Annotated in this window: 24 protein-coding genes and 2 tRNA genes; 11 read left to right on the top strand and 15 right to left on the bottom strand. The window is 58.1% G+C overall.

Annotated elements, in window-relative coordinates; genetic code table 11:
- Positions 1–31: 31 nt before the first annotated feature.
- On the bottom strand, positions 32–979 hold the full coding sequence (locus AB5Y67_RS15315) for an IS30-like element ISAs2 family transposase (RefSeq protein WP_019706001.1): 948 nt from the start codon (positions 977–979) through the stop codon (positions 32–34).
- A 153-nt stretch (positions 980–1,132) separates the two neighbouring features.
- On the opposite strand from AB5Y67_RS15315, the gene AB5Y67_RS15310 reads away from it, so the two are divergent.
- Positions 1,133–1,696 (top strand): hypothetical protein, encoded by a 564-nt coding sequence (locus AB5Y67_RS15310; RefSeq protein ID WP_368207932.1) that lies wholly within the window; start codon positions 1,133–1,135, stop codon positions 1,694–1,696.
- Positions 1,697–1,943: 247 nt separating this feature from the next.
- The gene (locus AB5Y67_RS15305; protein ID WP_368207930.1) at positions 1,944–2,846 is read left to right on the top strand and encodes a hypothetical protein; all 903 of its coding nucleotides are present in this window, start codon (positions 1,944–1,946) and stop codon (positions 2,844–2,846) included.
- A gap of 147 nt (positions 2,847–2,993) precedes the next feature.
- On the opposite strand, the gene AB5Y67_RS15300 is transcribed toward AB5Y67_RS15305, so the two are convergent.
- Positions 2,994–3,527: a metal-dependent hydrolase gene (locus AB5Y67_RS15300; protein WP_368207929.1), complete on the bottom strand. Its 534-nt coding sequence runs from the start codon at positions 3,525–3,527 to the stop codon at positions 2,994–2,996.
- Between the two features lie 216 nt (positions 3,528–3,743).
- Between AB5Y67_RS15300 and AB5Y67_RS15295 the strand changes: the two genes are divergently transcribed.
- The gene (locus AB5Y67_RS15295; protein WP_368207927.1) at positions 3,744–4,520 is read left to right on the top strand and encodes a BPL-N domain-containing protein; all 777 of its coding nucleotides are present in this window, start codon (positions 3,744–3,746) and stop codon (positions 4,518–4,520) included.
- Between the two features lie 181 nt (positions 4,521–4,701).
- Here the strand turns inward: AB5Y67_RS15295 and AB5Y67_RS15290 are convergent, their stop codons facing one another.
- Positions 4,702–4,851 carry a hypothetical protein gene (locus tag AB5Y67_RS15290; protein WP_005338159.1) on the bottom strand — a complete coding sequence of 50 codons (150 nt, stop codon included), beginning with the start codon at positions 4,849–4,851 and terminating at the stop codon, positions 4,702–4,704.
- Between the two features lie 444 nt (positions 4,852–5,295).
- On the opposite strand from AB5Y67_RS15290, the gene AB5Y67_RS15285 reads away from it, so the two are divergent.
- Positions 5,296–7,395 carry a hypothetical protein gene (locus AB5Y67_RS15285; protein ID WP_368207926.1) on the top strand — a complete coding sequence of 700 codons (2,100 nt, stop codon included), beginning with the start codon at positions 5,296–5,298 and terminating at the stop codon, positions 7,393–7,395.
- A gap of 77 nt (positions 7,396–7,472) precedes the next feature.
- Here AB5Y67_RS15285 and AB5Y67_RS15280 read toward each other — a convergent pair whose 3' ends face one another.
- The 7 genes from AB5Y67_RS15280 to AB5Y67_RS15250 all read right to left on the bottom strand — a co-directional run bounded on the left by AB5Y67_RS15280 (position 7,473) and on the right by AB5Y67_RS15250 (position 13,889).
- Entirely contained in the window at positions 7,473–8,681 is a 1,209-nt protein-coding gene (locus AB5Y67_RS15280) for a NupC/NupG family nucleoside CNT transporter (RefSeq protein WP_139406085.1), read from the bottom strand.
- A 358-nt stretch (positions 8,682–9,039) separates the two neighbouring features.
- A complete protein-coding gene (arsC, locus tag AB5Y67_RS15275) occupies positions 9,040–9,465 on the bottom strand; it encodes a glutaredoxin-dependent arsenate reductase (RefSeq protein ID WP_080741219.1) in 426 nt (141 codons plus the stop codon).
- Between the two features lie 61 nt (positions 9,466–9,526).
- Positions 9,527–10,591, bottom strand: a complete 1,065-nt coding sequence (gene arsB, locus AB5Y67_RS15270) for an ACR3 family arsenite efflux transporter (RefSeq protein WP_064341225.1) — start codon at positions 10,589–10,591, stop codon at positions 9,527–9,529.
- Positions 10,592–10,700: 109 nt separating this feature from the next.
- Entirely contained in the window at positions 10,701–12,464 is a 1,764-nt protein-coding gene (gene arsA, locus AB5Y67_RS15265; protein WP_368207924.1) for an arsenical pump-driving ATPase, read from the bottom strand.
- A gap of 27 nt (positions 12,465–12,491) precedes the next feature.
- The gene (gene arsD / locus AB5Y67_RS15260) at positions 12,492–12,860 is read right to left on the bottom strand and encodes an arsenite efflux transporter metallochaperone ArsD (protein ID WP_159163159.1); all 369 of its coding nucleotides are present in this window, start codon (positions 12,858–12,860) and stop codon (positions 12,492–12,494) included.
- Between the two features lie 4 nt (positions 12,861–12,864).
- Complete coding sequence (locus AB5Y67_RS15255) at positions 12,865–13,233, bottom strand: helix-turn-helix transcriptional regulator (protein ID WP_005338181.1); 369 nt, start codon at positions 13,231–13,233, stop codon at positions 12,865–12,867.
- 257 nt (positions 13,234–13,490) lie between these two features.
- Positions 13,491–13,889 carry an META domain-containing protein gene (locus AB5Y67_RS15250; RefSeq protein ID WP_368207922.1) on the bottom strand — a complete coding sequence of 133 codons (399 nt, stop codon included), beginning with the start codon at positions 13,887–13,889 and terminating at the stop codon, positions 13,491–13,493.
- Positions 13,890–14,046: 157 nt separating this feature from the next.
- Here AB5Y67_RS15250 and AB5Y67_RS15245 point away from each other — a divergent pair, with 157 nt between their 5' ends.
- On the top strand, positions 14,047–14,526 hold the full coding sequence (locus tag AB5Y67_RS15245) for a hypothetical protein (protein ID WP_064338427.1): 480 nt from the start codon (positions 14,047–14,049) through the stop codon (positions 14,524–14,526).
- Between the two features lie 3 nt (positions 14,527–14,529).
- Here AB5Y67_RS15245 and AB5Y67_RS15240 read toward each other — a convergent pair whose 3' ends face one another.
- Positions 14,530–15,009, bottom strand: a complete 480-nt coding sequence (locus AB5Y67_RS15240; protein WP_368207920.1) for a putative 4-hydroxy-4-methyl-2-oxoglutarate aldolase — start codon at positions 15,007–15,009, stop codon at positions 14,530–14,532.
- A 42-nt stretch (positions 15,010–15,051) separates the two neighbouring features.
- Complete coding sequence (locus tag AB5Y67_RS15235; protein WP_368207918.1) at positions 15,052–15,459, bottom strand: DUF3293 domain-containing protein; 408 nt, start codon at positions 15,457–15,459, stop codon at positions 15,052–15,054.
- A 396-nt stretch (positions 15,460–15,855) separates the two neighbouring features.
- Between AB5Y67_RS15235 and arcA the strand changes: the two genes are divergently transcribed.
- Positions 15,856–16,575 (top strand): two-component system response regulator ArcA, encoded by a 720-nt coding sequence (gene arcA, locus AB5Y67_RS15230; protein ID WP_005338193.1) that lies wholly within the window; start codon positions 15,856–15,858, stop codon positions 16,573–16,575.
- 161 nt (positions 16,576–16,736) lie between these two features.
- Here arcA and AB5Y67_RS15225 read toward each other — a convergent pair.
- A tRNA-Gly gene (locus tag AB5Y67_RS15225) sits at positions 16,737–16,811 on the bottom strand.
- 15 nt (positions 16,812–16,826) lie between these two features.
- A tRNA-Gly gene (locus AB5Y67_RS15220) sits at positions 16,827–16,900 on the bottom strand.
- Positions 16,901–17,101: 201 nt separating this feature from the next.
- Here AB5Y67_RS15220 and cydD point away from each other — a divergent pair.
- The 4 genes from cydD (at position 17,102) to AB5Y67_RS15200 (ending at position 21,525) form a co-directional block, all read left to right on the top strand.
- Positions 17,102–18,871 carry a cysteine/glutathione ABC transporter permease/ATP-binding protein CydD gene (cydD, locus tag AB5Y67_RS15215; protein WP_199416648.1) on the top strand — a complete coding sequence of 590 codons (1,770 nt, stop codon included), beginning with the start codon at positions 17,102–17,104 and terminating at the stop codon, positions 18,869–18,871.
- Complete coding sequence (gene cydC / locus AB5Y67_RS15210; RefSeq protein WP_199416649.1) at positions 18,864–20,594, top strand: cysteine/glutathione ABC transporter ATP-binding protein/permease CydC; 1,731 nt, start codon at positions 18,864–18,866, stop codon at positions 20,592–20,594. Before cydD ends, cydC begins: the two co-directional genes overlap by 8 nt.
- A 163-nt stretch (positions 20,595–20,757) precedes the next feature.
- On the top strand, positions 20,758–21,129 hold the full coding sequence (gene rcsF, locus AB5Y67_RS15205; RefSeq protein ID WP_013723982.1) for an Rcs stress response system protein RcsF: 372 nt from the start codon (positions 20,758–20,760) through the stop codon (positions 21,127–21,129).
- Positions 21,130–21,138: 9 nt separating this feature from the next.
- Positions 21,139–21,525 (top strand): DUF488 domain-containing protein, encoded by a 387-nt coding sequence (locus tag AB5Y67_RS15200; RefSeq protein ID WP_058057756.1) that lies wholly within the window; start codon positions 21,139–21,141, stop codon positions 21,523–21,525.
- Positions 21,526–21,684: 159 nt separating this feature from the next.
- Here the strand turns inward: AB5Y67_RS15200 and AB5Y67_RS15195 are convergent, their stop codons facing one another.
- Entirely contained in the window at positions 21,685–22,683 is a 999-nt protein-coding gene (locus tag AB5Y67_RS15195) for an NAD-dependent epimerase/dehydratase family protein (RefSeq protein ID WP_199416650.1), read from the bottom strand.
- A 212-nt stretch (positions 22,684–22,895) separates the two neighbouring features.
- Here AB5Y67_RS15195 and tsaA point away from each other — a divergent pair, with 212 nt between their 5' ends.
- On the top strand, positions 22,896–23,600 hold the full coding sequence (tsaA, locus tag AB5Y67_RS15190; protein ID WP_019445624.1) for a tRNA (N6-threonylcarbamoyladenosine(37)-N6)-methyltransferase TrmO: 705 nt from the start codon (positions 22,896–22,898) through the stop codon (positions 23,598–23,600).
- The last annotated feature ends 77 nt before the right edge of the window (positions 23,601–23,677 follow it).

The raw sequence follows: 23,677 nt of genomic DNA, 5'->3' as shown, positions 1-23,677 counted from the left end.
CGCGAATTCAACTTCGAAGTGCGACACTCGCCTATGCCGCCTGACGGTACTCTTCGAATACCTTGACAGGCTGCCTGAATCCGAGACATTTCCGAGGTCGTAGGTTGAGCCACTGCTCCGCTCTCCTGACATCCTCGTCCGTGACCTCTCTCAGGTCTGTTCCCTTTGGGATAAACTGCCTCAACAGCCCATTGCTGTTCTCGTTCAGACCGCGCTCCCACGAAGAGTAAGGGTGCGCAAAGTAAGTCTCGGCACCCAGCGCTTCCTCTATCGCCTTGTGTTCGGCAAACTCGCCGCCGTTGTCAAAGGTGATGGTATGCACCTGCTCGATGTAGGGAGTTAACATCTCGATTATCGCATCCCGCACCACCCCAGCCTGTTTGCTCGCGACCCGCTTGACCAGATAGAGCCGGCTCTTGCGCTCCACCAGGGTGACCAGTGCACCTGTGCCTTGCTTGCCCAGCACCGTGTCCGCCTCCCAATCACCGAGCCGCTCCCGGCTATCGACGATAGCCGGCCGTTCATCAATAGAGCGGGCTTCCTTGATGGGAGAACGCAGGCTGCTCGCCCCCTTGCGGTAGCGCTTGTGGCCCTGGCGCAGATGGCGGTACAACTGGCCACCCCGGGCTTTGTCGGCGGCCACATGGCGGTATATCCACTCGTGACTCACCATGAGGCCTATCTGCTTGCCCACCGCGCTTATCTGCTCCGGGCTCCACCACCAGGCGAGTGTCAGCTCGACAAACTGGATGACATCGGCAGATAGCCGAGATTTGGCCGCACTGGCCCGTCGGTGGGTGGCGTGCTGATGCGCATTGTCTGGCTGGTAGCCCTGCGGCCCGGCGTTACGACGCAGCTCCCGGTAGAGGGTGGAGCGATGAACGCCAATGGCGCGTGCGGTGGCAAGGATGGACATCCCCTGTGCGCGAAGCACCGATAACTGGTATCGTTGCCCCTCGGTCAACTGCTGATAGCTCATGGTGATACTGCTTTTACTTTGGCGAGCAGAAGGGTACCACCAATCAGCAGTTGGCCACCTCTCGCCATTCATCCATGAGTGTCGCACTTATTATCTGAATTCCCGACATACGAGATGATATTCATGAGAAATCAAAACAATAGAAGGTGAATAATGAAACCTGAGTTATTTGAAAAAATATTAAGGCGAATTTCTGATGGGGAGTATTCATCAAATAAATTGCAAGTATTGTATGATAACGCTGAAAGTAAAGGCGATGAGCAAGGTCGAAATCTAATGGCTCATATCATTCACTACTCACAATCTAAAGATATAGTATTGTATAAAAAATTAGTTCCTGAAAGTGACATTAATCGTAAACAATTTATGGAGGATAAAGGCTTTACATGTGCTAATTGGCTGTGGTCTTGGTCTTTCGTTAATCATGAGAGAAAAATTATTGCTTTTGGTGCTTGGAACACCGAGTATCTTGACGAAAATAATGTTGTGATTCTTTGTGAACGTTGGAAAGGAGAAGAACGAGAGGCACTAGGGTATAGCCAAGCACTGAAACATATCGACTTAGTTGAAAAGAAAGGTTATAGCTATCAGGTCTTTAATATGATTCATGGCGGTCATGACTCTAATGGACGTTCGAAAATTGCTGGAATTGATCCAGTGTTAAGGAACGCGATAGTCAGGAAGGAAAATGAGTATTGGATTGCGACAGTTTCATAACAACCATACTATATGGAAGAGCAGCTCAATATTGATCCGCTACACATGACATTCTTCACTATGCGTGAGTTTACATGCTTAATATGTATGCATCGATTTATTTTTCGTTACACACAATTAACAGGCAATAATTTTATCAATTTCAACTTCATTAGGTGGAAGTTAAGTTATTTATGTTTTAAAGTTAAGCAACGAGATATACCCCTCACAAATAAGTCTATTCTATCAATATAAGTTAGATGTAAATATGGAAGTGGAAATCGTGAATTTTATAGTAAAAAACTCAACAGCATTGAGTTTTATATTTGGAACCCTGTTGCTCGCCGTCAACTATATTTCAAATCAGGAAGTACAGAAATTTCAAGATAATTCTATCCGCGCTCAAGAAGATGCTAAAAAATTTCAAGATGCATCAATAGCTTATCAACAAGAAGCAAAAACAGCACAAGATAAAAATACAGAGCTTATTCGAGAGCTTTTAGACAATGCTAGTAATCCTGAATTATTAAGTAAAAGACTATTAGAGTTGAGAACTGAATGGTTAAACAAAATGTCAAAGAGTAGCCCTGTGAATCCAGATATTGAACATATAATTAAGGCTATAAATGAAATAAAACGTGAACAAGACGAAATTGAGTTGACGCAAGAAGAAAATTTATCATCAGCACTGAAGCATCATGAGCTATTTGCGATCCCAATATGGAGTATTGTCACTGATATTTTCTATCAAAGAGCATTGCTTCTCGAAAAATCGGGGCTTCTCAAGAATGTGAAGAAGTATGACTTAGTTCCTGATAAAACTGCTAGAAAGGTTTTTTATGGGCAGACTCACGACTTTAAAAAATTAATTTCTGCTGATATAACCGAGAGCGGTAAAGAACTTAATGTACAATATAGTCGGGAGTTATACCCTCTAAGCAAGGATCCGAAAAGTAAATTTGGTTCTATTTCAAGCTTTATAACATTTAAGCCAGAAACTCAGTTCGTATTAAATGTCACTCAAAAAATAATACGTATTAGCTCGCCTAAGTCGGAATTAGTTATTCCTACAACAGAACTAGCTGATAATATTGATGAGTTTAGCCGAATAACTGCTGAAACATTTGATGACTATTTAATTCAGCAGATTTCACGCCAAATAAAAAATTAACAAAGAAATTTAAGTAAAAAACAGGACACCCGCTTTTCTGTTCAAGCCGTTACATTAAGCAGAACAAAAAGATGGGTGTCCAAGTTTTAATTATTCTTGATATTTACCAAAGTAGAATATATCCAATAAACCTTTCCAACCCCACCACTACCGCCTCCTGCACCACACCTGCCACCCCATCAACACCAGCATCAATACAACTCCCGGCAGCCAGACCCAGTAGAGCTCGGAGAGGATCACCGCCTCACCTCGGGCGGTGAGATAGGCCTCCAGCTTGAAGGGGGCGACCCGGATCACCTGCCAGGGGGCGAAGAAACGCTCGTCACGCCACGGCCAGAGCCAGCCAACCCCTTTGCCGCCGGTGGTGAGGGAATCAAGCAGGCTGTGGGAGAGTAGCGAGACCAGCAGAAACGACCAGACGGTGGCGGCGCTCGCCCGAAATTGGCGGTGAAACAGCATGGCCAGTGTGGGTAGAGCAAAGGCGAACAACAGGGAGTGGGTAAAGCCGCGGTGGCCAAAGACATGGCCGTAGGCGACCCCCAGTTTGAAGGCGAGCACATCGGCATCGGGCAGCATGGCGATGGCGACCCCAGCCAGCAGCAGACGGGGCGGAATAATCCGGCTGCCAAGCCCGAGTCCAAGGCAGAGAGGGACGGCGGCGTGGGTGACTATGGTCGGCATAGGGTGAAGCTCCAACTGAAAACGTGAGCCTACCCTACCCCCGCTCGGTGAAGTGAAGGTGAAGTGCGTCCACTGTATTGGTTCGCTGTTAGATAAACGCAGCTCCAATCAGCGTTGGCGCGTTAACTTGAAATGTTCATTTAACAGCGGCTGACATGCAGAACGGGATCGTGATAAGTAGTCTCTTCGGTTCACATCACAGGGATAGTGGCAGCGATGAATGTACCAAAAAGCGTCATGCGGATTGCGAGCGTTATCAGCCTTTGGTTAATGACAGGATGCATGGCAGAGGCCGCCTCTGCACAGCCGCAGCAAGAGCAGTACGCGCTGATCTATAACGGGCCTGTTTCTGATGGGGATAGCACGAAGGCGATTGCGGATGTGGTCAAGCAGGTGGGCTTGCCGGTCAGGTATCTCTCCAATATTGGGGCGCTGCCTGCAGAGCTCGATAATGCCAGGGTGTTTATCGTTGGCGGCACAGAGGACGATGTTGAGCCGCTCCTCAACGCCTTCACCGCGGACGCGCGTTCGGCGTTAAAAACCTATTTGCAGAATGGTGGCCGCTACCTCGGGATCTGTGGGGGTGCCTTTGTGGCATCCGCCGGCTGGTCTGAAGAAGAGGGCTTTGTGCCAGCGCTGGGCCTTGTTCCTGCCACATCCGATGATTATGACGGCGACTTTAGCGCCAGGATCTTCCCGATCAGCTGGCTTGGTGAAGAGCGCCAGATGTATTACCAGGCCGGCCCGCAATTTACGCCGGTGCCAAGCCCAGAGCAGGTCAAGGTCATCGCCCATTTTCAAAACCATCATATTGCCGCGCTGATCAGCTCATACGGGAAAGGCAAGGTGGCCGTTTCCGGGCCACACCCCGAAGCCCCCGAATCGTGGAAAGCCAACGCGGTGGACGGCGACCAGATGGAGTCGAATATTCATCTGGCTGCAGGACTCGTTAACGAGCTGCTCTCCGAAGAGCCCGTCACCCATTCGAAGTAGTCGCGCCCCTACGCCCCTGGATGTGACCCCATTGCTCGGCCCGGAAGTCAGGCCATCCAATCAGCCGCTATCCATAAAAAACCACCGACCTGCAAAAGGTCGGTGGTTTTTTTATCGGTGGTAGATAACGGGTAGCCTATACGAAGGGTTCGCTACCTCAACTTTCGCCCGGGAGCGAGCACTACTCCTCTTGCTCCTCCGGTTGTCTCTCCTCACCCCGTATCTGTAGCAGCTCCTCGACCCTGGCTTGCCACTTGTCGTGGGCCTGTTTGCGCTCCTGCTGCATAAATGCTTCTCGCATGGTGTCGATTTTCTGGTCAAGTGTTTCCATCAGAGTGTCTCCTTGTGTGACCGCGTAAAGACTGGCTGACGGCGCGTTGGCCAACCTGCTCCCCTAATCTGACACCGCTAATGCCGTTACTGCCCAATCAAATAATCGATTGGAAGTACTAAAACCAATCTAAAAATTCTTTTTCGTGTTTGTTCCACCACGCCCGCGCAAGGGAAACAGGCCGCTCAGAGCGGGATAATCCGGCACGCGGCCAACACGTTGTTGAGTGCAGTCGTCCCCCTTTTCAGGGGAATGGGGCGCCGTTGTCCCATCCGTACAGTAAGGGGTACCGGCAGATTTTCGGGGTGTTGCTGTGCCCATGATCACACAGTCACAACTCTCGCCCTCCTCTCACCGCGCCCCCGCTTTTTATCATCTAGAGTTAGCGGGCAGTCCAAAAGCTGCTGATTTATATACATTCGCCGCCAAGAGGGATCTTTTTTCATGACCGAGCATATCGATCTGCTACCTATCAGCACGGATGATGAGCAGGACGCAGGCAACCGTTACCTCTACTACACCGAAGGGGATCTGGCCCGCATTCTTGCCAATCTGGAACAGCTGCGCCACGCGGTGTTTCCGGCCGCCATCGGAGAGAGTGAAACGGGCGCCACCGTGCCCCACAACTTTCCGTCCGTCTGTCTGGTGGGGCTGGGCCGTTGCGGCTCCAACATCGCGCAGGATGTGGCCTCGCTGGTCTACAACGCCCGCAGCTTTTATCTCAATGAGTTCAATAGTGAAGAGCAACGCAAGCGGGAGAAGGAGTTTGGTCCGGTAAGCTGGATCCGGCGCAACCTGCGACTGCCAAACAACGGGGCCCGGCCGGTCTTTCTGATCGAGCCCATGGTGATGCTGGGGGATCTGGACAAGGACATCGATGGCCGCATCCGCCACTCCAATCGCAGCGGCGAAGGTGGCTCCTTGCGTGATTACGCCAAGATGCGGGTGATGGACTTGTCGGAGATCCACGCGGGAGGCGCGGGTAACGCCCCTATCCTTGGCCAGTATCTGGCCAAGATCATCCTCAACAAGAGCCCCCACTACTTCGCCAACTCGGAGTGGCAGGCCATTCATACCTATCTGGTCGACTCCTGCGGCATCAAGGCCAACCAGTCCCGCCTCTATTTCTACATCTTCAGTGCCGGGGGCGGCACCGGCTCCGGCATGGCCTCCGAGTTCGGGCTGGCCCAGCAGTACTCCTACATGAGCAAGACCTTTTCGCCCCCGTCAGAAGAGGAGGAGCACCTCTCCCTCGGGGAGCACTTCATGTTCGATCCCATCTTCACCAGCGGCATCTGCATCCTGCCCAATATCTGTGATCGGGGTATCGAGATCTCGGAAGCGCTGCACATCAACGCGGGGCGTTTGCTGTGCAAGTATCTGGCCGAGGAGTGGGACTTCTCCTATCACTTTGACAACGAGCAGGCGTGCGATGTCAGCATGCTCAAGCGGATCAGGCCCTGGAATGCCATGATGCTGATCTCCAACGACATCATGCGCTACGCCGAAGAGAGCGACGATGGCGAGATCCAGCATGTTGATGTCAACACCATGGAGAAGTACGCCAACCAGTACATCTCCCAGCAGATCTTCAACATTCTCACCGCCCAGGCCGTCACCACCGACTACGACGAGAACTACTTTCGCCGGGCAGGCATCGACATCAGCGAGACCATTCGGCTCGATGCCAACGACCTTTTTATGAGTCTGGCGGGGCCGGTGGCGGTGGCGTATGCCGAGTCCATCTCGCCCCCCGGCGGCCTGTTTGACAAGGAGGACGGGCTCAATGTGGACGATCTCTTCACCCGTTCCATCGAGCTGCCCCACTTCAACAAGATGACCCAGGCCATCGAGGGGATCAGTCTGCTGCCCATCGAGGCAGGCAACTATCGGGAGTATCTGGACGACTATGTGAAAAGTGGCCATGACCCAGCCCACCTCAACGAGCTGCACTTCTTCAAGAACTGCTCATCGGTGGTGTCGATCATCTCCCTGCCCAAGGAGTACAAGCTCTCCTATATGGATCTCAACCGGCTCAAGTCTCACCTCAACGGGCTCTTCCCCAATACCACCCTCAAGCGCTATGCGCTGGTCATCGGGGCGTCGGCCAACATCTCCCTCACCACCCTGATCGTCAAGAGCCCCTGCCTGAGCGATGACTTCCTGACCCTGATCGTGGCCTTTATCAAGCGCTGCTTTGCCAAGGATCACTATCGCTTCGATGAGCATCTGGACAAGGCGGTGATCGAGATGATCTGCAATGAGGAGTGGAACGATGCGCTGCTCGACAGCATGCTCAACGAGTTCGAGAACCCGGCCAAGATCCTCGATACCAACTGGTACGCCATCAAGCCCATGTATGAGAAGAAATATCGGGAGCTTATCCGCGAGAAGGAGAAGTTCGTCTCCATCAACGATATTCGCCTCAGCCGCGAATCGGTGAAAAAGGCGCTGCTCTATCTGCGGGAGATCTATCGCCACCGGGTCAGCAAGACCCGGATCCTCTCCCTCAACCCAAGGTTGGGGGAAGCGAACTCTCGCTAGCACCCTGCCCATAAAGCAAAGCGCCCGCCCCAGATGGGGCGGGCGCTTTTTTACTGGCGCAGCCTGGCTTTATCTCATCAGAGGGAGACAAAGATCCCGGCCAGGGTGGCGCTCATCAGGTTGGCGAGGGTCGCCGCCAGCACCGCCTTGAAGCCCATATTGGCCACATCGTGACGACGCTCCGGCGCCATGGTGCCGATGGAGCCGAGCTGCACCGCAATGGAGCCCAGATTGGCAAAACCGCACAGAGCGAAGGTGATGATGATCTGGGTATGGGCACTCAGGTCAGCCTTGATATTGGCAAAGTCCAGATAGGCGACAAACTCGTTCATGATCACCTTCTGACCAATCAGGGATCCTGCCGCCATCATCTCGCTGGCGGGCACGCCAATCAGCCAGGCCACCGGGGCAAACAGATAGCCCAGCAGCTGCTGCAGGGAGAGATCGGCCCAGCCGAACCACTCGCCTATGGTTGTGAGACCGGCGTTGATCATGGTGATGACGCTGACAAAGGCGAGCAGGATAGTGCCGATGGCCACGGCGATCTTCATGCCGCCCATGGCGCCGCCCGCCAGCGCATCGATGGCGTTGCTGTAGTCGCTCTTGTCGAGGGTGATCTCGGTCTGATCGCTCACCTGCTGCTGCTCCGGCACCAGCAGTTTGGCCATCAGCAGGCCACCCGGCGCAGCCATAAAGGAGGCGGCAATCAGATATTTCAGATCCACACCCAGACCGGCGTAACCGCCCAGCACCGAGCCCGCTACCGAGGCCATGCCGCAGGTCATCACCGCGAAGAGTTCGGAGCGGGTCATACCGGCGAGGAAGGGGCGAATCAGCAGCGGCGACTCACCTTGCGACAGGAAGATATTGCCGGTGGCCACCAGCGACTCGGCGCGGCTGGTGCCGAGCAGGCGATGAATAGCGCCGCCCAGTACCCGGATCACCCACTGCATGATGCCGAAGTGGTAGAGCACGGCGATCAGCGCGCTGATAAAGATCACCAGCGGCAGCACCCGCACGGCGAAGATAAAGCCGTTGCTGGCCAGATCGCCAAACACGAAACGGATGCCGCTGTCGGCAAAGCCGAGCAGGGCGGAGACGCCATTGCTCATGGCACCGAGCATGATTTGTCCGGGGGGGAAATAGAGCACCAGCGCAGCAAAACCGGTTTGCAGGGCGAGTGCACCCAGCACGGTTCGCCAGCGGATGGCTCGGCGGTTTTCACTGGCCAGCCAGGCGATAAACATCAAGGCCAGCATACCGACCAGACTCAATAACAGTGTCATCTTGCACCTATGAAGAGAGGAGTTTCATATGGCAAGTCTGCAGACAGGCGTCGCGGGCGATCCGGCGAGAGAAATGCCGACCCACGCGACACGCAGACCACAAACCTACAGGTTAGTGGCGGGTCCCATCCTGGGGTCATTCACGTTCCGGGTGACAGCATGTATCGGGTGACGCCAGCGCCGTCGCAGGGGGAGATGCGGCCGGGTGGCAGGTCGGGCGGCGATGGTACAGTGATCATCGTCACAGAAAAAGCGGTAAAACGATTGGCCGGAGTAACTTTTTCAACTTGTTCACACAACGAAACAGGGCCAGCGTGAAGCTGGCCCTGTTTCAATCCGTACTTGAGTACTCAGATGATTACTTGAGGCGCTTGCCGCTCGCATCCACCACCTGCTCGCCATCTTCCTTGGCGAAGGCCCCTTTTTGCTGATCGGGCAATATATCGAGCACCACTTCCGACGGACGGCACAACTTGGTGCCAAGCGGCGTGACGACAATGGGACGGTTGATGAGGATGGGGTGAGCCAGCATGGCATCGATCAGTTCATCATCACTGAAACGATCTTCCGCCAGACCGAGCGCCTCGTAGGGTGGCACGTTCTTGCGCAGCAGATCGCGCACCGGCATGTCCATGGCGGCGATCAGCGCCACCAGCTGGTCACGGGAGGGGGGCGTCTCCAGATAGTGGATGACTGTGGGTTCCACGCCGCTGTTGCGGATCAGCTCCAGGGTGTTGCGGGAGGTACCACATTCCGGGTTGTGATAGATGGTGATTGCACTCATTTGCGTGTCTCTCATTAATCAAGTGAATAGAAAATGGATAGCATCAGTTCGCGGCCATCAGTTAACGGCCCAGCCCCGCTTCGTACCAGGGTTTGCTGGCGTTAACCACCCGCACCACCAGCAGCATGACCGGCACCTCGATTAGTACCCCGACCACGGTGGCGAGCGCCGCGCCGGAGTGAAAGCCAAACAGGCTGATGGCGGCGGCCACCGCCAGCTCGAAGAAGTTGGAGGCGCCGATCAGGGCGGAAGGACAGGCGACCGAGTGCTTCTCCCCCACCTTGCGGTTGAGCCAGTAAGCCAAGCCAGAGTTGAACAGCACCTGGATCAGGATCGGCACCGCCAACAGGGCGATAACCAGCGGCTGCTCGATGATGGCGTTGCCCTGAAAGGCGAACAGCAGCACCAGAGTGAGCAACAGGGCCGCCACCGACCAGGGCTGGATGCGGGTCATGACGCCGTCAAAATGGGCCTCACCCTTTTTCAGCAAAGCCTTGCGCAGCAGTTGGGCGATGATGACCGGAATGACGATATAGAGCACCACTGAAGTGAGCAGGGTATCCCACGGCACTATGATGCTGGAGACCCCGAGCAGCAACGCCACCAGCGGCGCGAAAGCAAACACCATGATGAGGTCGTTCACCGCCACCTGCGACAGGGTGAAGTAGGGATCGCCGTTGGTGAGACGACTCCAGACAAACACCATGGCGGTGCAGGGGGCCGCCGCCAGCAGGATCAGCCCCGCCACATAGCTGTCGAGCTGATCCGCCGGCAGCCAGTCGGCAAACAGCACGCGAATAAAGAGCCAGCCGAGGAAGGCCATGGAGAAGGGCTTGACCAGCCAGTTGATAAAGAGGGTGACGCCAATCCCCTTGAGGTGGCCCTTCACCTGATGCAAGGCGCCAAAGTCGATCTTGAGCAGCATGGGGATGATCATCACCCAGATCAGCAGCCCCACCGGCAGGTTGACCTTGGCCACCTCCATGGCGCCGATCGCCTTGAAAAGATCCGGCAAACCCTGCCCCAGACCAATCCCCACCAGAATGCAGAGGGCGACCCAGGCGGTCAGATAACGTTCAAAAAAGCCGATGGCAGGCACGGCCTTGGCATCACATGTTGCAGACATCACAGCTCCCGATGCGGCGCAATTTCGCATCTTCTATTGGTTCAAAACACGGGTTTATAACAAGTAACGGCATATTCAAGCCGCCCCGGCAGCAGGCCGGGGCGACGACTCAATGATGCTGGCAGAGGCGGCGCAGGGCATCGGGCCCCACCGGCTCCTCGGCGAGCAGCGGCACCACGGCGTAGCGGCTGGCGTGTTGCTGCTCGACCGCCTCGATATGGGGCAACTGGCGCTCGGCCCGCAGTTGCAGCAGCGGTGAGCTGACCGCAGCTTGCTGCAAGCTGTGGTTGATGAGCCAGCCCCAGGGCTCGATACCGGCCCGGCGCAGATCGGTCTGCAGATTCGCCGCCTCCTGCACTGGCGTCGGCTCGGGCAGCGTCACAATCAGCACCTTGGTCTGTTTGGGGTCCTGCAACTGCATCATGGGGGTGGTGAAGTGCAGCCCCTTGTTTCCCATCTGGCGAGCGATTTCCCTGTGGTAGGCGCCGGTGGCGTCAAGCAGCAGCAGGGTGTGGCCGGTGGGGGCGGTGTCCATCACCACGAAGCGCTTGCCCGCCTCGCGAATAATGCGCGAGAAGGCCTGAAACACGGCGATCTCCTCGGTACAGGGGGAGCGCAAGTCCTCCTCCAGCAACGCCCGCCCCTGCTCGTCCAGCGCCGCCCCCTTGGTGGCCAGCACCTGGGCACGGTAACGCTCGGTCTCGGCGTGGGGATCGATGCGGCTCACCTCCAGATGGGGCAAACTCCCTGCCAGCGTCTCGTTCAGGTGCGCGGCGGGATCCGAGGTGGTAAGGTGCACCGGCAAACCGCGGCTCGCCAGCTCCACCGCCACGGCGGCAGCCAGAGTGGTTTTGCCCACCCCGCCCTTGCCCATCAGCATGATGAGGCCGTGACCATCGGCGGCCAGCTCGTCCACCAACGAACTCAACTCGGGCTGGGCTGGCTTGACAGTGGACTGTACTGCCGGAGATTGGGCGGCGCTTCCCTCTGATTGCAGCAGCTGGCGCAAACTGTCGACCCCCACCAGATTGGTGGCCAGCAGCGGGATATGATCCTGCGCCAGCTCCTTTATTCCCTGCGGCATCTGGGCGAGAGCCCGTTGCTCGCGCAGCCAGAGCGCCATTGCCAGCGCATCTCCGGCAATGGCGCCTTCGGGGAAGAGGCCATTGATCACCAGTTGCTGATTCAGCAAGCCGATGGCGGCCAGCTCCTCGTGGGTGCGAGCCACTTCCCGCAGAGTGGATTGCTGGGCCCGCGCCACTAGCACCAGCCGAGTGCGAGTGGCATCAGCCAGGGCGGCGACCGCCTCGCCATACTGGCTGCGCTGCTTCTCCAGCCCCGCCAGCGGGCCAAGGCAGGAGGCATCCCCCTTGCCCTGCTCCAGAAATTCGCTCCAGGCGCCCGGCAGTTGCAGCAGCCGGATGGTGTGGCCGGTTGGGGCCGTATCAAAGACGATGTGGTCATACTCGGCCAGCAGCGTTTGGTCGGTCAGCAGCGCGGTGAACTCGTCAAAGGCGGCAATCTCGGTGGTGCAGGCGCCGGAGAGCTGCTCCTCGATGCTACGCACCACGCTCTCGGGCAACTTGCCGCGCACTGGCCCGACAATCCGTTCCCGATAAGCTTTGGCCGCCGCGGGGGGATCTATCTCCAGCGCCGACAAACCGGGCACAGCGGCGATGGTGGTGACGCGATTGCCGATCTCGGTGGCAAACACCTGCCCCACGTTGGAGGCAGGATCTGTGCTCACCAGCAGCACCCGCTTGCCAATATCACAGAGAGCCACCGCACTGGCGCAGGCCAGCGAGGTCTTGCCCACCCCGCCCTTGCCGGTGAAAAAGAGAAACGGTGGTGGATTGGTCAGAAAATGGTACATAGCCTCTCCCGAATGGTGCATCACGACTCAGCAGCAACCACTGCCGGAGCAGCAGCCGCCCTTGACGATCCCCTTGATGGCCGCTTGCGGCGCAGGCAGCCCGGCATAACGGGCCAGCTCACTGCGGCTCGGATAACGGCCGGTCAACACAACCTGCCCCTCCACCAGCACCAGCGGCAACCCCTCCTCCCCGGCGTGGGTCAGAAAAGCGCTGACGGCAGGTGTCTCGGCAAATTGCATCGGCTGCTGGGCCAGATTGAAACGCTCGATGGCTACTCCCTGCTCCTTGGCCCAGGCAAGGTCGGCTGCGAAGGTGACCAGTGCCTGATCAATCTCGGTACCGCAGACACCGCTGGAGCAGCAGAGGGCGGGATCAAAAATCTGAATGGAGGACATGGCATTACTCCTTGTTGCAGCAGGGCTGCGCAGGCAGAACATGGGGGGAACAGGCTGACTCGGCACGCATCACGCCGCACGCCTCGGGATGACCGGCACAGCACTCCTCGGTGAGGTAGGCGATCACATCCAGCATCAGGGGAATATTGGCGCGGTAGCGCAGAAAGCGCCCCTCCTGCTCCACCGACAGCAGACCGGTGTTGAGCATCGCCTTGAGGTGAAACGAGAGGGTATTGGGGGCAATATCGAGCTCGCTGGCCAGTTCACCGGCGACCCGCCCCTCCAGCCCGGCCTTCACCAGCAGCCGCCATACATCGAGCCGGATGCCGGATGCCAGCGATTCAAAGACCTTGGTGGCCATCTCTTTGTTCATCTTCACTCCCCTTGGTGTGACCTTTCATTTCAACTATACAAGAATAATTGAAATGATCAAGATGCGTACCGAAGCGAAGATACGAGATTCTGGCATCAAACCGGGCAGACTGGAGAATCGACGAGTGAACAACAGTAGCGGACGACCACACAGGGTTCATCGCAGATAAACAGACGCCCTCCAGAGGGAGGGCGTATCAGAGCGTTTGACCCGCAAGCGCAGTCAAAGCTGTCTGGGCAATCAGACGAACGCGTGCCTTATTTGGCAGCAGGCACAGCGTTAAAGGTGAGCAGGGCTGCCTTGTTGGCATCGCTCAGAGTCAGCTGGTTGCCGTTGATGGAGTAGGTTGCCACCTTCTCCAGCTTTTGCAGGAACTCGGTCTCTTTGTTCATGGCGTCGCCGATGCACATCATGCGAGTGGAGCCCATGGCGCCCAGCGTCAAGACATCGTCACCCTGCTTGGTGATACCGCCAAAATAGCGGTTGCAGCCGCCCTTGCCCGCCACCTTGCCGTCGACCACTTGCAGGGTGAAGGTATCGCCGGTGGCACCTTGCAGCTGCCAGCTGGATGCTTGCAGTTGAGCCATGCTGGAACCCGTTGCCATTGCGCAGCCTCCCAGTGCCAGCGCGGCCAGCAGAGTCAGTTTCTTGTTCATGGATTCACCTCTTAATGATTAGAGCCATCAATACGGCAGCCTGTTTATCATGGCTGGCGCCCATGCCAAAGGATTTTATTGTGATCTCCCTTCACTTTACTACCAGCTGGCATGTGCCATGCTTAGGCTCAGTTCCGGACCCAGGGAGGGGAAACGAATGGTCAAATCGCTCATCATCACACTGCTTGCAACCTGCGCCAGCATGGCCGCACAGGCCGCCGACTGGGCAGTGGTTCAGCCGCAATCCAACCCGTCTCTCTATGTCAAAAGTTACTCGGGTGTGCTGCTCAATGGCCATAGCCATCACAGCGACAGTTTTGATCTCTGGCTGGTCAATAGCGGTTATCAATATCCGGTGGTGGATGATGTGACCCTCTTTATGGAAGCGGGCCCGGCGGTGGCGGATCAGAATCGCACATCCGGTTTCAATATGAGTTCGGGGGTACGCTACCAGCTCTCTCCGGCATTCAATATCGGCAGCCAGATCAAGCATCTCGATCTCAACAAGGCCAGCACCCTGCTGGAGCTCAACTCCAGCCTGCTGCTGACCCCCAGACTCTCCCTCACCGCCAACTACGGCGTCAGCGCCATCACTGCCGATCAGGCACTGAGTCTGGGCGTTGGCTTCAACTTCTAATGATCACAACAGCGGCGTGGCGCTCACCACCACGCCGTTGCGATCCGCATAGACGTAATCCCCTTCGTGGATGGTCACACCGGCAAAGCTGACCACGGCCCCCAGCTCTCCCAATCCCCGCTTCTCGGTCTTGACCGGACAGGTCGCCAGCGCCTTGACCCCGAGCGCCAGTGTCGCCAGGGTGCCCACATCCCGCGCCGCGCCGTGGATCAGGATCCCCTCCCACCCCTGCTCCACCGCCTTGATCGCCAGTTGATCGCCAAGCAGCGCACGGCGCAGCGAGCCGCCGCCGTCGATCACCATCACCTTGCCGTGACCGGGGCGGCTCACCAGATCCCGCACCAGACTGTTGTCTTCATAACAGGAGAGCGTTACGGCGCGACCATAAAAGAGGGCCTTGCCGCCAAAATCCTGAAACACCGGGTCGGCCACTTGCAGCAAGTCGCCATGTTGATCGCAGAGGTCGGGCAGGAGATCCAGCATGATTTGATTCCTTTCAGATACATGAAGGTGTTCATTCTTTCATCAGGCAAGGTTTCTGGCAATCCAGAAGGATTCAATATTGCCCAGACAAACTGCTGGTTTATCCATCAATACCGGCACCAGCCAGAGCTGGCCATCCTCCACCCAGTAGATGGCGTTCTGGCCAAAACGCGCAGCCAGCTGACGGGCTTGTGGCAGGGATAGCGCCACCGCCAGCGATGACTCCTGCCAGCGTTCGTCCGGGTCAGCCCCCCAAAATGGCCCCACCACGGGCACCTGCAAATCCACGGTCAGATGGCGCCACAGCGCCCGTTCCCGCCGTATATTGCATCGTTCTGTGACCCACTGGCTGGCCGGATTCCAGGCTGTGATGATGGCAAAAGCAGACCAATCTGGTGGCTCAAATGGCGCGATAAAGCAGATTTTCTTGTAGTTTTCCCACAAATTCATGTCAATCACATGTTACATTCCATTACATTTTGTAGGGGCGAAAACCCGGTTCAGGCCAAGTATGATGCTGCTGTACCAGGGTTTGACCTATATCAAATCAGAGTTAAAAAGTTGCTATCTGACGGCAAAGAGTGTTGTTATGCTCCTGTTAACTGATAAAATGCGGCCACTTTCGTAATGGACGACCTTTCCAGGCTCTGCTCGACCAGACTTGTCGGGAACCTATAAGTGGCACAGGGATACTTGCCGGTACTGATGCCTAATTCGCGATATTCCGACCTGACTCTCATACCCAGGATGACGTAATAAATTTTCAGGATCAGTCAGGAAATCGGTTTGAAACGCCAAAGAGTGTTAAATTTAAGATAATTAACTGATAAGAATCTGGGAATACTCATGCAAACACCACACATTCTGATCGTCGAAGACGAGCTGGTCACACGCAATACCCTGAAAAGCATTTTTGAAGCCGAAGGCTACATCGTGCTCGAAGCCAACAACGGCGACGAGATGCATCAGGCCCTCACTTCCCACACCATCAATCTGGTGATCATGGACATCAACCTGCCGGGCAAGAATGGCCTGCTGCTGGCCCGTGAGCTGCGTGAGAACGACAACATCGCCCTGATGTTCCTGACCGGTCGTGACAACGAAGTGGACAAGATCCTGGGTCTGGAGATCGGCGCCGATGATTACATCACCAAGCCGTTCAACCCGCGCGAGCTGACCATCCGTGCCCGCAACCTGCTGAGCCGCACCATGAACGTGGCTGCCGGTGGCGAAGAGAAAAAGCTGGTTGAACGTTATCTGTTCAACGGCTGGGCGCTGGATATCAACAGCCGCGCACTGGTCAGCCCCACTGGCGACATGTTCAAGCTGCCGCGCTCCGAGTTCCGCGCCATGCTGCACTTCTGCGAAAACCCGGGCCAGATCCAGACCCGTGCCGAACTGCTGAAGAAGATGACCGGCCGTGAGCTCAAGCCCCACGACCGTACCGTTGACGTGACCATCCGTCGCATTCGCAAGCACTTCGAAAGCGTCAACGATACTCCGGAGATCATCGCCACCATCCACGGCGAAGGCTACCGTTTCTGTGGTGAGCTGGAGCAGGAATAAGCTCCCGCTACGCTGTTGATCTGAAAAGGCGCCTCGGGCGCCTTTTCTGTCTCTGCGGTTTGCCTTAAAGCTGAGAAACCGTGAGCGTGACGTCGAACGGCGCACAGGATAGATGAAAAACAAAAAGCCCACTCGCAGGAGTGGGCTTTTTGTTTTGAAGCTGGAGCGGGCAGCGGGAATCGAACCCGCATCATCAGCTTGGAAGGCTGAGGTAATAGCCATTATACGATGCCCGCCTGGCATCTGAAATTTGGAGCGGGTGATGGGAATCGAACCCACGTATGCAGCTTGGGAAGCTACCGTTCTACCATTGAACTACACCCGCGTCAGGGCTCTTACTATATGCATTTTGCCGCCGAGCGCAATGGCGCCTTTGCCACTTTTTTCAATAAATCAATCTGTTCGGACAAGGATTGAACAGACGGTTGCTTTTTCAATCAAACATTTTCAACACAGATAATTTACAAGGTTGCCAAGGCCAAACGGCAAGGATAGTCTTGCGCCACTCGACGCGAGGATGGTGGTAATGGATAAAAAAACGCAAAAACGTCTCTATGGCTGGTTGCGCAAGCAATCGAGTCACGGTCGCCGCTGGATCACGATATCCATCGCTTTTGGCCTTGGCCAGGGCATTCTGATGGTGGCGCAAGCCTGGCTGCTGGCGACCCTGTTGCACGGCTTTATCATCGAAGGCTCAACGCCTGAGCAATCCATCACGCTCTTTATTACCCTGCTGCTGGTGACGCTTGGCAAAGCGGCGCTGGCCTACGGCCGCGAAGTGGCCAGCTTTAAGGCGGGCAGTGCGGTGCGCCAGACCATCCGCCAGCTGGTACTCACGCGCTTGAGTCGTCTCGGCCCTGCTTATATTCAGCGCCGTCCGGCCGGTAGCTGGGCCAGCCTGTTGCTGGAACAGATTGAAAACATGCAGGATTTCTTCTCCCGCTATCTGCCGCAGATGGCCATCGCCGTCTTTATTCCGGTGGTCATTCTGGTGGCCGTGTTCCCGGTCAACTGGGCGGCAGGTCTGATCCTGCTGGGCACAGCGCCCCTCATTCCCATCTTTATGATCCTGGTGGGTGTGGGCGCCGCCGATGCCAACCGCCGCAACTTCCAGGCGCTGGCCCGTCTCTCCGGCCACTTCCTCGATCGCCTGAAAGGGCTGCGCACGCTGCAGCTGTTTATGCGCACCCAAGCGGAAGGTGACGCCATTCGCGATGCCTCGGAAGATTTTCGCGAGCGCACCATGGAAGTGCTGCGCCTGGCGTTTTTGAGCACCGCCGTGCTGGAGTTCTTCGCCGCCATCTCGGTAGCGCTGGTTGCCGTCTACTTCGGCTTCTCTTATATCGACCATCTGAACTTTGGTAGCTATGGGGTCAAGGTCACCCTCTTTACCGGCCTGTTCGTGCTGTTTCTCGCCCCCGAGTTCTACGCCCCGCTGCGAGAACTCGGCGCCCACTACCACGCCAAGGCGCAGGCTATCGGCGCTGCCGAGCAGCTGCTTGAATTCCTCGAAGCCGAGGTGAGCGAGCCGGCCGCAGGCAATGCACCGTTCCATGCCGACAGCCCGGTCAAGGTAGAAGCCAAAGGCCTTGAAGTGCTGAGCGCCGAGGGCAAGGTGCTGGTCGGCCCTATCGATTTCACCCTGGAAGCCGGTTCGCGCACCGCCCTCATCGGCGTCAGCGGCGCAGGCAAGAGCTCGCTGGTCAACGCCCTGCTCGGCTTTGCTCCCTATCGTGGCGAGCTCAAGGTCAACGGGCAGGAGCTTGCCACCCTCGACATGAGCCAGTGGCGCCTGCAGCTGGGCTGGCTCTCGCAAAACCCGCAGCTGTTCCACGCCTCCTTGCGCGACAACCTGCTGCTGGCCAAGCCAACGGCCAGCGATGCCGAGCTGGAAGATGCCCTGAAACGGGCGCAGGCGTGGGAATTTGCCATGGAGAAGGGGCTCGACTATCCGGTCGGCGATCAGGCCGGCGGCCTCTCGGTCGGCCAGGCTCAGCGTCTCGCCCTGGCGCGCACCCTGCTCAAATCGACCCAGCTGATGGTGCTCGACGAACCGACCGCCAGTCTGGATCGCCACTCCGAACGCGCCATCATGACCACCCTCGAGCAGGTGATGGCTGGCCAGACCCTGCTGATGATCACCCACCGCCTCGACCAGCTCACCAAGATGGACAATATCCTGGTGCTGGCCCGCGGCCAGCTGGTGGAGCAAGGCAACTTCCAGCAACTTAGTTCTGGGCAGGGGCCTTTTGCCCGCCTGCTCTCCCAACGTTCCGGAGGTTCTCTCGATGAGTGATCTGTTGCCGTTTCTGCGCCTCTATCGCCAACACTGGCTCAGCCTCACCATTGGTTTGCTGCTGGCACTGGTGACCCTGGCCGCCGGCATGGGACTACTCTCCCTCTCCGGCTGGTTCCTCTCCGCCGCCGCCGTGGCGGGGATGACAGTTGCGACGACCCATGCCTTTAACTACATGACCCCTGCAGGCGGGGTGCGCTTCTTCTCCATCGTCCGTACCGCCGGTCGCTGGGGTGAGCGGGTCGTGAGCCACGACGCCACCTTCCGGGTACTGACCCGACTGCGGGTCTGGTTCTGGCAGAAACTCTCGCCGCTATCCACCGGTACCCTGGCCGGTTTCCGTCAGGCGGATCTGCTCAACCGACTGGTGGCAGACATCGATGCGATGGATCACGTCTATCTGCGGCTGATCACCCCCATAGGCGCGGCCCTGCTCAGCACCGCCGGACTGGTCTTATTCCTGTCGTTTTTCGACAGCCGTCTCGCCCTCACCCTGGGTGCCATTCTGCTGTTTGGCATGATTGCCCTGCCGCTGGTGTTCTACTTCCTCGGCCGTCGCCCCGGTCAGGCGCTGATTGCCGAAAAATCGACCCTGCGCACTCGGATGGTGGACTATCTGGATGGTCAGGCCGAGCTGCAGATGTTTGCCGCCGCCCCCAAGGCGCTGGTTGAGCTGCAACAAGCCGAACAGGCACTGCTCGTCGCGCAGACCCGGATGGCCAAGGTGAGCGGGCTGGCCAACTTCTCGGTGCAACTGCTGAGCGGCTGGACCCTGACTCTGATGCTCTGGCTGGCCGGTCATGGGGTAGCGGGTGCTGCGCCCGACCCCATCACAGCACTGATGGTCTTTGCCACCCTGGCAAGCTTTGAGGCACTGATGCCGCTGGCGGGGGCTTTCCAGCACCTCTCCACCAGCCTTACCTCGGCACGCCGCCTGAACGAGATCCTGCAAGAGGCCAAAGCCCCCGTGTGGGGCGACGAGCAGACCCATGCCACCGCTGGCGCGCTGCAGATCAATGACCTCTATTTTGGCTACCCCGGCAACCTCCAGCCGGTGCTGCGTGGCTGCACCCTGCAACTGCACGCCGGTGAGAAGCTGGCGCTGCTGGGCCAGACCGGCTGCGGCAAATCGACCCTGATGGGACTGCTGACCCGTGAGTGGAGCCCGCAGGCAGGCAAGATCCTGCTGGGTGGCAAGCCGCTCACCGACTACAGCGAAGGGGCGCTGCGCGCCTCCATCTCGGTGGTGAGCCAGCGGGTGCATCTGTTTGCCGATACCTTGCGGGGCAACCTCAAACTGGCCGCCCCGACCGCCTCTGACGAGCAGCTGATTGCGGTGCTGACCCAGGTCGGACTGGCCAATCTGCTGGAAGATGAGGCGGGTCTGGATGCCTGGCTCGGTGACGGCGGCCGCCCCCTCTCCGGTGGCGAGCGTCGCCGTATCGGCATCGCCCGCGCCCTGCTGCACGATGCGCCGCTCTGGCTGCTGGACGAGCCGACCGAAGGGCTAGACAGCCAGACCGAGCGGGAGATCATGGATCTGCTGTTCAAGCTCGGGGCAGATCGCACCTTGCTGCTCATCTCCCACCGTCTGCTGGGGATGGAGCAGATGGACCGGATTGCCCTGATGGAAGAGGGACAGATCCGCCTCTGCGCCCCTCACGACGAGCTGCTGGCGGATGATTACTACCGCAGCCTCTATCAGCGACTGGCTCCGGTTTGATATCAGGCTGATGGGGGTCACACCCTGACAAACGGGCGCAAAACGGGGCTGGTCGCCGCAGGCGGCTGGCCCCTATAATGTCCCCCTCATTATTCAACAAGATGCCGACATGGAGCGCCTGCGCATTTCTACTGTCCTCATCACCGACACAAGATACGAGACGATGAAACGCCTGATCCTGATGATGCCCCTGATTGCCTCCGGCTGTGCCAACTACGCCTTCAACAGCAATCTGGATAAAGAGAACTTCGACGAATACTTCAAACCCGGTAGCGTGCGCATCTATGAACAGGATGAGCTGGCTGACCTCAACTACCTCTACCTCGGCACCATCGAGGGTGAATCCTGCCAGGCCGATGCCAACCAGCCGGTGCCCAACGCCGGTGAAGCACGCACCCTGGCCCGCCGCCGCGCCGCCGACATGGGCGGCAACGGCGTCACCATCGACAAGTGCGCCGAGTTCAGCGACACCCCGGGCTGCCTGAAACAGGTGATCTGCTACGGGCAGGCGCTGAAAGTGGCCGAAGAGAAGTAACTCGCTGTCATGGCCCTCGCTATCGTTCGCCTTGGCAGCCCGCGCCTGCCCGATGAGGGGCTGCGGATCGGCACGGTGCGCCGCCCGCCCCGCGGCGTCCCCAAGAGCGAATTTGCCAGCCAGCATTGGTACGATGTCTGGTTTCCCAACTTGGCCCCCAGCAGCGAGACCATGAAGCTGGGGCAGGCAGCCGAGACACCCGCCCAGTGGGCAGCGTTTGGCAAACAGTACAAGGCCGAGATGGCGCAACCTGCCGCCAGGCACGATCTGGCGCTGCTGGCCGCCCTCTCTCATACCACCAACCTCTCGGTCGGTTGCTACTGCGAGCAGGAGTCCCGCTGCCATCGCGCTATCTTGAAAGAGCTGCTGGTAGCCGCAGGCGCCGCCATCCGCTAACTCGGCGAGCGACAACGATGGGATGGGGAATCGCGCCAGCCGATCTTCAGTAGCCATCAGGTATGAATAGACAGAGAGGGCATCCCGCGGGATGCCCTCTCTCGTTGTATTCACACCTGCCGCGCCACGCTCGGCAGCAGCGGCTCGATGCCCCCTCTCCTATTGCAGACTGGGCTCCAGCAACTGCTGCCGCAGCGAAGTCTCCTCGGCCTGAGTCATGGCATTCGCCGCCACCCCGGCGGCAGGCTCGATGGCCAGCCAGTGGGCAAGGTCGGCGGCGGTCTCCTCCAGCGGCCGAAAGTTCAATCCCTTAACGATGGCCGCCTCGGCGCTTATAGAGCCGTAACCGGCAAATTCCGCCTGCGCGCAGGGTAGCAGGGTGGGATAGCTCTGCCAGGGCTCGATACCGGCCGCCATCAGGGTGGGCCAGGGCAGCCACTCGGGCTGGATGGGGCGAGTGGGCTGCAACCGGGCGCTCAGCCGCTCCAGCCAGTCACTCAAGGTAATACCGGGTTTGAGCAGGTTGAATGTGCCCCCCAACTGCTGCTCGGCCGCGCGCAACACAAACTCGGCGCAGTCGCGCACATCGAGATACTGCAAGCGATCCTCACCACTGCCCGGCAGCAACCAAGGCCCGCCCTGCTGCACCCGCTTAATCCACCAGCCCATGCGCCCGGTAGGATCATGGGGGCCGCACAACACGCCCGGGCGCAGGATGCAGAGCCGCCCGTCCCAGCGGGCGCGATACTCCTGCTCGCACAACACCTTGAGGGGGCCATAGTCAGTGGGCATTTCCCCTTCGGGGATAGCATGAAGCGGCGCCGACTCATTCATCCCGGGCATTGAGAAATCGCGATAGACGCTGATGGTGGAGATAAAGATCAGCCGCGCGCAGCGCCCGAGCAAAGCTGCCGAGAGGCTCGCCGCCTGCTCGGGGCGATAGCAGCAGGTATCGATGACGAGATCCCACAGCAACCCGGCCCCTTGCAGGGCGCTCAGGCTCTTGTCCCTGTCGCCGGTGAGCTGCACCAGATCGCGCCAGTCCGGATGCTGGTGCAGGCCGCGGTTGAACAGGGTCACTTCATGGCCCCAATCCAGCGCCAGCGCGGTGAGGTGGCGCCCCAAAAAGCCGGTGCCACCGATAATCAGCAGTTTCATCCCTCTCCCTCCCCTTCAGCGCGAGTGCGCATATTTCATCCTGACACGCCAGTTGCCTCCACCCTACGCAACTTGGTGCGCGGGCACAGCCCCCGACTGGCCGGGATGGGACAGGGATCACGGCAGCGCCGCAGAAAAGGGCGTATCGAGGCCAAGCCTGCGTTTTGGGGCTGTCTGTGCTAAATTGCCGAGGTTTTCAGTCAGGATCCGCCATGAAGTTCGAAATCGACACCCTCGGGATCATCCGCTCTCCCTACAAGGAGAAGTTCGCCATCCCCCGCCAGCCCGGACTGGTCAAATCGGCCCGCGCCCGCCTCGAGCTGCTCCCCCCTTACGATCAGCCGGATGTGCTGCGCGGCATCGAGCAGTTCTCCCATCTGTGGCTCAGCTTCGTCTTTCATCAGACCATGGCGCAGGGCTGGCACCCGACGGTGCGCCCGCCGCGCCTTGGCGGCAACGAGCGGGTCGGCGTCTTTGCCACTCGCTCCACCTTCCGCCCCAATCCGCTAGGGCTCTCGGTGGTCGAGCTGCACGGGATCGGCCGTGAGCGGGGCAAGCTGTGGCTGGAGCTGGGGGCGGTGGATCTGCTCGATGGCACCCCCATCGTCGATATCAAGCCTTATATTCCCTATGCCGACAGCCTGCCGGATGCCCGTGGTGGTTTTGCCCCCGACGCCCCCACCCCGCCGCTGGCGGTGAGCTTCAGTGCCGAGGCCGAGCAGCAGTTGCAACCCTGGCTCAAGGCCCATCCCGAGCTGCGCCAGCTGGTGAGCGAAGTGCTGGCACAAGATCCGCGCCCCGCCTACAAGAAGGGCAAGCCCGATGAGAAGGAGTACGGGGTGCGGCTGTTTGACTGCAACGTCCGTTTTCGCATCAGCGAGCCGGATTGCGTGGTGCTGGCCATCGAGCCCGCCTGAACCTTGGCGGGCTGACATCACTGATGCTATTTCACGCCTTCTTCACGTCACAAGGGGCTTAATGAGCCTGTAAATTG

Origin of the sequence: Aeromonas sp. s12, assembly GCF_040907925.1 — a bacterium.
GTDB lineage: Bacteria > Pseudomonadota > Gammaproteobacteria > Enterobacterales > Aeromonadaceae > Aeromonas > Aeromonas veronii.
This window is presented reverse-complemented; position numbering and strand designations above follow the sequence as displayed.

What these genes read in the sequence shown, in the direction of transcription:
- cydD (WP_199416648.1), top strand. Translation starts at nt 17,102, where the DNA reads ATGGATAAAAAAACGCAAAAACGTCTCTATGGCTGGTTGCGCAAGCAA.
- arsC (WP_080741219.1), bottom strand. Translation starts at nt 9,465, where the DNA reads ATGAGTGCAATCACCATCTATCACAACCCGGAATGTGGTACCTCCCGC.
- tsaA (WP_019445624.1), top strand. Translation starts at nt 22,896, where the DNA reads ATGAAGTTCGAAATCGACACCCTCGGGATCATCCGCTCTCCCTACAAG.
- AB5Y67_RS15250 (WP_368207922.1), bottom strand. Translation starts at nt 13,889, where the DNA reads ATGAACAAGAAACTGACTCTGCTGGCCGCGCTGGCACTGGGAGGCTGC.
- arsB (WP_064341225.1), bottom strand. Translation starts at nt 10,591, where the DNA reads ATGTCTGCAACATGTGATGCCAAGGCCGTGCCTGCCATCGGCTTTTTT.
- arsA (WP_368207924.1), bottom strand. Translation starts at nt 12,464, where the DNA reads ATGTACCATTTTCTGACCAATCCACCACCGTTTCTCTTTTTCACCGGC.
- rcsF (WP_013723982.1), top strand. Translation starts at nt 20,758, where the DNA reads ATGAAACGCCTGATCCTGATGATGCCCCTGATTGCCTCCGGCTGTGCC.
- arsD (WP_159163159.1), bottom strand. Translation starts at nt 12,860, where the DNA reads ATGTCCTCCATTCAGATTTTTGATCCCGCCCTCTGCTGCTCCAGCGGT.
- AB5Y67_RS15255 (WP_005338181.1), bottom strand. Translation starts at nt 13,233, where the DNA reads ATGAACAAAGAGATGGCCACCAAGGTCTTTGAATCGCTGGCATCCGGC.
- AB5Y67_RS15240 (WP_368207920.1), bottom strand. Translation starts at nt 15,009, where the DNA reads ATGCTGGATCTCCTGCCCGACCTCTGCGATCAACATGGCGACTTGCTG.
- AB5Y67_RS15310 (WP_368207932.1), top strand. Translation starts at nt 1,133, where the DNA reads ATGAAACCTGAGTTATTTGAAAAAATATTAAGGCGAATTTCTGATGGG.
- AB5Y67_RS15300 (WP_368207929.1), bottom strand. Translation starts at nt 3,527, where the DNA reads ATGCCGACCATAGTCACCCACGCCGCCGTCCCTCTCTGCCTTGGACTC.
- AB5Y67_RS15235 (WP_368207918.1), bottom strand. Translation starts at nt 15,459, where the DNA reads ATGAATTTGTGGGAAAACTACAAGAAAATCTGCTTTATCGCGCCATTT.
- AB5Y67_RS15200 (WP_058057756.1), top strand. Translation starts at nt 21,139, where the DNA reads ATGGCCCTCGCTATCGTTCGCCTTGGCAGCCCGCGCCTGCCCGATGAG.
- arcA (WP_005338193.1), top strand. Translation starts at nt 15,856, where the DNA reads ATGCAAACACCACACATTCTGATCGTCGAAGACGAGCTGGTCACACGC.
- AB5Y67_RS15290 (WP_005338159.1), bottom strand. Translation starts at nt 4,851, where the DNA reads ATGGAAACACTTGACCAGAAAATCGACACCATGCGAGAAGCATTTATG.
- AB5Y67_RS15315 (WP_019706001.1), bottom strand. Translation starts at nt 979, where the DNA reads ATGAGCTATCAGCAGTTGACCGAGGGGCAACGATACCAGTTATCGGTG.
- AB5Y67_RS15195 (WP_199416650.1), bottom strand. Translation starts at nt 22,683, where the DNA reads ATGAAACTGCTGATTATCGGTGGCACCGGCTTTTTGGGGCGCCACCTC.
- AB5Y67_RS15295 (WP_368207927.1), top strand. Translation starts at nt 3,744, where the DNA reads ATGAATGTACCAAAAAGCGTCATGCGGATTGCGAGCGTTATCAGCCTT.
- AB5Y67_RS15245 (WP_064338427.1), top strand. Translation starts at nt 14,047, where the DNA reads ATGGTCAAATCGCTCATCATCACACTGCTTGCAACCTGCGCCAGCATG.
- AB5Y67_RS15305 (WP_368207930.1), top strand. Translation starts at nt 1,944, where the DNA reads ATGGAAGTGGAAATCGTGAATTTTATAGTAAAAAACTCAACAGCATTG.
- AB5Y67_RS15285 (WP_368207926.1), top strand. Translation starts at nt 5,296, where the DNA reads ATGACCGAGCATATCGATCTGCTACCTATCAGCACGGATGATGAGCAG.
- cydC (WP_199416649.1), top strand. Translation starts at nt 18,864, where the DNA reads ATGAGTGATCTGTTGCCGTTTCTGCGCCTCTATCGCCAACACTGGCTC.
- AB5Y67_RS15280 (WP_139406085.1), bottom strand. Translation starts at nt 8,681, where the DNA reads ATGACACTGTTATTGAGTCTGGTCGGTATGCTGGCCTTGATGTTTATC.